This is a genomic window from Testudinibacter crocodili (genome assembly GCF_006228025.1).
Taxonomy (GTDB): domain Bacteria; phylum Pseudomonadota; class Gammaproteobacteria; order Enterobacterales; family Pasteurellaceae; genus Chelonobacter.
In genome coordinates this window covers 1-5,579 of record NZ_VDHF01000127.1, presented here as the reverse complement: position 1 = coordinate 5,579, position 5,579 = coordinate 1, and the positions used below count along the sequence as shown (strand labels likewise).

The 5,579-nt window shown below is 44.0% G+C and carries 5 protein-coding genes; 3 read left to right on the top strand and 2 right to left on the bottom strand.

Features of this window, described 5'->3' with window-relative positions; all coding sequences use genetic code 11:
• The first annotated feature begins 302 nt into the window (after window positions 1-302).
• Complete coding sequence (locus FHQ23_RS11520) at window positions 303-1,724, top strand: cytochrome-c peroxidase (RefSeq protein ID WP_139614449.1); 1,422 nt, start codon at window positions 303-305, stop codon at window positions 1,722-1,724.
• A 55-nt stretch (window positions 1,725-1,779) separates the two neighbouring features.
• On the opposite strand, the gene FHQ23_RS11515 is transcribed toward FHQ23_RS11520, so the two are convergent.
• Complete coding sequence (locus tag FHQ23_RS11515; protein ID WP_139614451.1) at window positions 1,780-2,316, bottom strand: elongation factor P hydroxylase; 537 nt, start codon at window positions 2,314-2,316, stop codon at window positions 1,780-1,782.
• 99 nt (window positions 2,317-2,415) lie between these two features.
• Window positions 2,416-3,270 (bottom strand): protease HtpX, encoded by an 855-nt coding sequence (htpX, locus tag FHQ23_RS11510; protein WP_139614448.1) that lies wholly within the window; start codon window positions 3,268-3,270, stop codon window positions 2,416-2,418.
• A gap of 319 nt (window positions 3,271-3,589) precedes the next feature.
• Here htpX and rlmN point away from each other — a divergent pair, with 319 nt between their 5' ends.
• Both rlmN and pilW read left to right on the top strand, forming a co-directional pair.
• Window positions 3,590-4,717, top strand: coding sequence for a dual-specificity RNA methyltransferase RlmN (gene rlmN, locus FHQ23_RS11505; RefSeq protein WP_139614447.1), 1,128 nt, complete (start codon window positions 3,590-3,592; stop codon window positions 4,715-4,717).
• 37 nt (window positions 4,718-4,754) lie between these two features.
• The gene (gene pilW, locus FHQ23_RS11500; protein WP_267963706.1) at window positions 4,755-5,312 is read left to right on the top strand and encodes a type IV pilus biogenesis/stability protein PilW; all 558 of its coding nucleotides are present in this window, start codon (window positions 4,755-4,757) and stop codon (window positions 5,310-5,312) included.
• The last annotated feature ends 267 nt before the right edge of the window (window positions 5,313-5,579 follow it).

Below are 5,579 nucleotides of genomic sequence, written 5' to 3'. Positions count from 1 at the left end.
ACGACTGAAGCGACAGTGTAAGCCGGAATAAAGCAGGTGATGATAAGCGCAGAAAGTGGATTTAATTTAAATGGCATGATAGTCCCTACAATTTTAGGAAAAGTGATAGGCTTGTATATAAATCATACAATATGATATTGCAAAATTATAACACTAAATCCACACAAAAATTATAACTATTAAAACAATAGGTTTTACAAATTAAAATTATTGATATTAATCAATAAAACCATGATGCAAATAAGGGAAACTACCTCCTAAGTTGTAGTTTCATTATTTTACCCTGTGAGGAGTGCTATTTTATGAATAAAAAACTGGTCTTATCGCTCGTTGGTCTTGGTGTTGCTGGCTTTTTGGCAACAGTGGCATATATCAATCATTTCGATAATCAACAAAAAGAGAAGCTGCTAGCACAAAGTGCGGTTAAAGATCCTGCTGCAAAATTGGTAGAAAGAGTGTTATATGATAACCAATGTCAATATTGCCATAGCCCAAATGCTGAAGTGCCTTTCTATATTAATCTACCGGTGATTAATAGTGTGATGCAAAACGATATCAACAAAGCACTGGATCATTTTCTGTTGAGTGAAATTGTCGATCATCTGGATAATCCGCAGCAAATTTCCGCCACCGCACTGGCTAAATTGGAGAGGGTAGTGATTAATGATGAAATGCCGACTAAATCGTTTGTGCATCTGCACTGGGGTTCGTCATTGAATGCAGAAGAACAGAAAGTGTTATTAGACTGGATTCGCCAACAGCGTAAAGATCATTTGTTACCGAGCAATACCCAGGGCGTTTCAGCAGATCGCTTTATTCAACCGATTCCAGATAGCCTTAAAACCGATCCTGCTAAAGTCGCTTTGGGAAATCTGTTATTCCACAGCACCGCACTTTCCGGCGATGACACAGTATCTTGTGCAAGCTGCCATGGTTTAAATAGCGGTGGGGTCGATAATCTGGCTACATCCACCGGGATTCACGGACAAAAGGGCGGCATCAATGCACCAACGGTGTACAATGCTGCCTTTAACTTTGTACAGTTCTGGGATGGTCGGGCAGCAACACTGGCGGATCAAGCCGGCGGTCCTCCATTTAATCCAGTCGAAATGGGCTCAAAAGATTGGGCGGAAATCATTGCTAAATTAGAGCAAGATACTGAATTAAAATCGGCATTTTTACAAGTCTATCCGGATGGTTTCAGTGGCGACAATATTACCAATGCAATCGCTGAGTTTGAAAAAACCTTGATTACACCAAACAGCCCATTTGACCGCTATTTAAAAGGCGATGCAAGCGCCCTGACCGCCAGTCAGCAGCACGGCTATGCGCTGTTTCAGCAGTATAAATGTGACACCTGCCACAGTGGTATCAATATGGGCGGGAACTCTTATGAATTGATGGGCACTAAAGCCAATTATTTTGCTGATCGTGGCACACCGCTGACGGCAGATGATAATGGTCGTTTCTCTCAAACTCAGGATCCGCGCGATAAACACCGTTTTAAAGTACCGAGCTTGAGAAATATTGCGTTAACCGGTCCATATTTCCATGATGCCAAAGCCGAGAATCTGCAACAAGCGGTGGAAATGATGCTGAAATATCAAAGCGGGGTAACATTGCCACAGCAAGATGTCAGTGATATGGTTGATTTCTTGCACAGTTTAACCGGTGAATTGAACGGCAAGACTTTAGTCAACGAAAAAGTCAACGAAAAACAGTAACAGGTGACGATGTCATTTATCAGCAAATAAGGCGGGTTTATCCCCGCCTTTATTTTTAGATTTTGTCCGGATCAAAGTAGGATAAATCAATTCGGTTTTCAGTGCCGTAAAATTGGCACAATGCTTGGCGTAGGGTTTCAGCGCGCTTTGGCAATCCGTTTTCGGCATAATGGCAAACTTGAGCGTAAACCGCACGTTTAAACGGTCGGCTGTCGCCGGCTTCTCCGTTGAGGTTGTCGGCACTGGCGAAAAAACGTTTGCCGGCAGCTGTGGAAAGAATCCATTCAATCGCTTGTGGTTTCACTTCAACGGTTTCAAATAACCGTTGTTGTTCTTCGCTTCTGCCGTCCGGTTCGTACCAATATCCAAAATCCTCCAAATGCCAACGATTGCGCCCGGCAACCAACCAGTGGGCAATTTCATGCAGAGCACTGCTGTAGTAACCGTGGGCAAATTGAATGGAGTGGTAAGTGCGGTTTGCATCGGCGGGCAGATAAATCGGTTCGTCGCCGCCTTTTTCTAGTTTTGTATTATAGTCGGCATAAAAACAGCGGTTGAAGATGTTGATCAGAGCGTGGTAGTCATGTTCCATCATTAATGTCCAAATATCGCTAAAAAGTGAAAGTTAAAGCAGCAAAAAAGGGCTGAAATCAGCCCCTCAATCAATAAGTATGCACAAAGTGCGGTTATCTTAATTCAGTTTTTGCAGCGCTTCAATCCGTTTTTCTAAAGGTGGATGACTCATAAACAGTGCCGCCAAGGCGTTGCCACGTTTGCCGTTAATTGCAAATGCCGCCAGTTCGCCTTCCAATTGTTGCGGTTCATGCAAGCTTTGTAGCCGTTTTAAGGCGGCAATCATTTTTTGTTTACCGACTAATTCAGCTGAACCTGCGTCGGCGTGAAATTCACGGTAACGGGAGAACCACATCGCAATAATACTGGCAAGAAAACCAAACACCACTTCCAACACCATCGCCACCATAAAGTACATACCGCTGCTGGTTTCACCATCACGGTTGCTGGCAACGACTTTCGCAATCATGCGTGAGACGAAAATCACAAAGGTATTTAATACGCCTTGTAATAAGGTCATCGTGACCATGTCGCCATTGGCGATATGGCTGACCTCATGCGCCAGTACGGCTTCTGCTTCGTCACGGGTCATGCTATTCAATAAACCGGTGCTGACCGCAACCAATGAATTCTTTTTACTGGCACCGGTTGCAAACGCGTTCACATCGGCTGAGTGATAAATAGCCACTTCCGGCATCGGTAAACCCGCTTTGCGCGCCTGCGCTTGCACGGTGTAGAGCAGCCATTGTTCTTGTTCGTTGCGTGGTTGGGTGATCACTTGTGCGCCGACCGCTCTTTTTGCCATCGATTTTGACATAAACAGCGAAACCAAGGAGCCGCCAAAGCCAAACAGGGCAGCAAGAATTAATAATCCAGTGGCATCTTGCGCTTGAATGCCGGTCAGGGTCAAAATAATATTAAAAACAAACAACACTGCCATGTTGGTCAACAAGAACAGAATAATTCGCATCATAATCAAAACACTCCTATAGAATAAACAAACATCAACAGATCTTAACACTAAACTAAAATGGTTATCAAAATGTTAATTTCAAGGCTTAGCCGAAAGTTTAAGCGAATTTATGGTTGAACACCATCTTTTTAATCAACCATACGATGGCGATTCAGTTTTGCGATCCGGATCGAGAAAAAAAGAGCGGTTACTAGCAAAATTCGCCTAAAAAAACTAGATTAATTTGCATGAAGCCAGTAAAATCGCCGACTTCTTAAATAGCACCTTTTCGGTATCCTGCCGACGAGCCGTAATGTGTAATAACGAGGCGTGAATCATCATGACAAACAAAACTAATTTACTGGATCTAAATCGCAAAGCATTGCGCGAATTTTTGCAAGGACTGGGCGAAAAGCCATTCCGTGCCGATCAACTGATGAAGTGGATTTACCACTTCGGCGAAGATAACTTTGATAATATGACCAATATTAACAAAGTGTTGCGTGAAAAACTCAAGGCGGTGGCGGAAATTCGTGCGCCAGAGGTGTCGGAAGAACAGCGCTCCGCCGACGGCACCATCAAATGGGCGATGCAAGTCGGCGATCAACAGGTCGAAACGGTGTATATTCCAGAAAATGATCGTGCCACTTTGTGTGTGTCGTCGCAAGTGGGCTGTGCTTTGGCATGCACTTTTTGTTCCACTGCGCAACAGGGCTTTAACCGCAATTTAACCGTGTCGGAAATTATCGGGCAGGTGTGGCGCGCTTCTAAAATTATCGGGAATTTTGGCGTGACCGGTGAACGCCCGATTACCAACGTGGTGATGATGGGCATGGGCGAACCGTTGTTGAATGTCAGCAATGTGATCCCGGCAATGGAAATAATGTTGGACGATTTTGGTTATGGTCTATCCAAACGCCGTGTGACGTTGTCCACTTCGGGTGTGGTACCCGCATTGGATAAATTACCGGAAATGATCGACGTGGCACTAGCAGTGTCTTTGCACGCACCGAACGATGAATTGCGCGATGAGATCGTGCCGATTAACAAAAAATACAATATAAAAATGTTGATGGATTCAGTCAGCCGTTATTTAGCCAGTTCAAAAGCTAACCACGGCAAAGTGACGATTGAATATGTGATGCTCGATCATGTTAATGACGGCACGGAACATGCGCATCAATTGGCGAAGGTGCTGGAAAATATTCCGTGCAAAGTGAATTTGATTCCGTGGAATCCGTTCCCGGAAGCGCCGTATAGCAAGAGCTCCAACACTCGGATTGACCGTTTCCAAAAAGTGCTGATGGAATATGGTTTAACCGTAATTGTGCGCAAAACCCGTGGTGATGATATTGATGCTGCATGCGGACAATTGGCGGGTGAGGTGATTGACCGCACTAAGCGCACAATGAAGCAGGCCATGAATAAAAAAGCGTTTGGCGAGGCAATTTCAATTAAACAGGCTTAGCTGACTATCATCAAAAACAATCATCAAGGGAGAAAACATGAGCAGTTTTAAACAAAATGTAGCGAAGAAAATGACATTTTTATCCCTGATGAGCGCACTTTGGTTAGGCGGCTGTGCCACACCGCCGCAAAACAGCGAAAGTCAGCGAGCGGCATATGCACGAGTGCAGGTTGCATTGGGCTATTTGCAGCAGCATCAGTATGAAGCGGCAAAACAGAGCTTGGACAAGGCACTGCAACACAGTCCGGATTACTATTTGCCGTATCTGGTGTCGGCACATTACTACCAGTTAATCGGCAACCTCAACCAAGCAGAAAATTATTATCAAATTGCACTGCAAAAAGACTCCAAGCAGGGCGATGCCCACAACAATTATGGCGCATTTCTATGTCAACAGGGTCGATTTAGCGATGCTTTTTACCATTTTGAAACCGCACTTGCCAGCCCTGATTATTACCGTTTGGCACAAACTTATGAAAATACCGCACTTTGTGCTCATCAAGCCCACGATCAAACACGAAAAGACATCGCATTGCAAAAACTGGCGAAAATTGATCAGCAACAAGCAGAGCAGTTGCAGCGTATTTTGAAATAAATTGCTTGATTTGGCGGATTAATGTGGCAGATTGATGATTAACTGTTGCAAAAGCAAGGGGAGAATTTTAAACTTTGCGCCTGAACTTTATTTTATGTTAGGGTTTGTTGATGTTTGTTTATATTTTGAGTTGTCGTTTAAAATGAGCACAATCTAGGCGTAAGCCGAAATAAATAGCGGGACTATTGATAAGGATTACAACGACGAGTGTGCTCATTTTAAACACAATCCTCTGGACTATGGCTATTTTTCGCCACTACTGCGTTA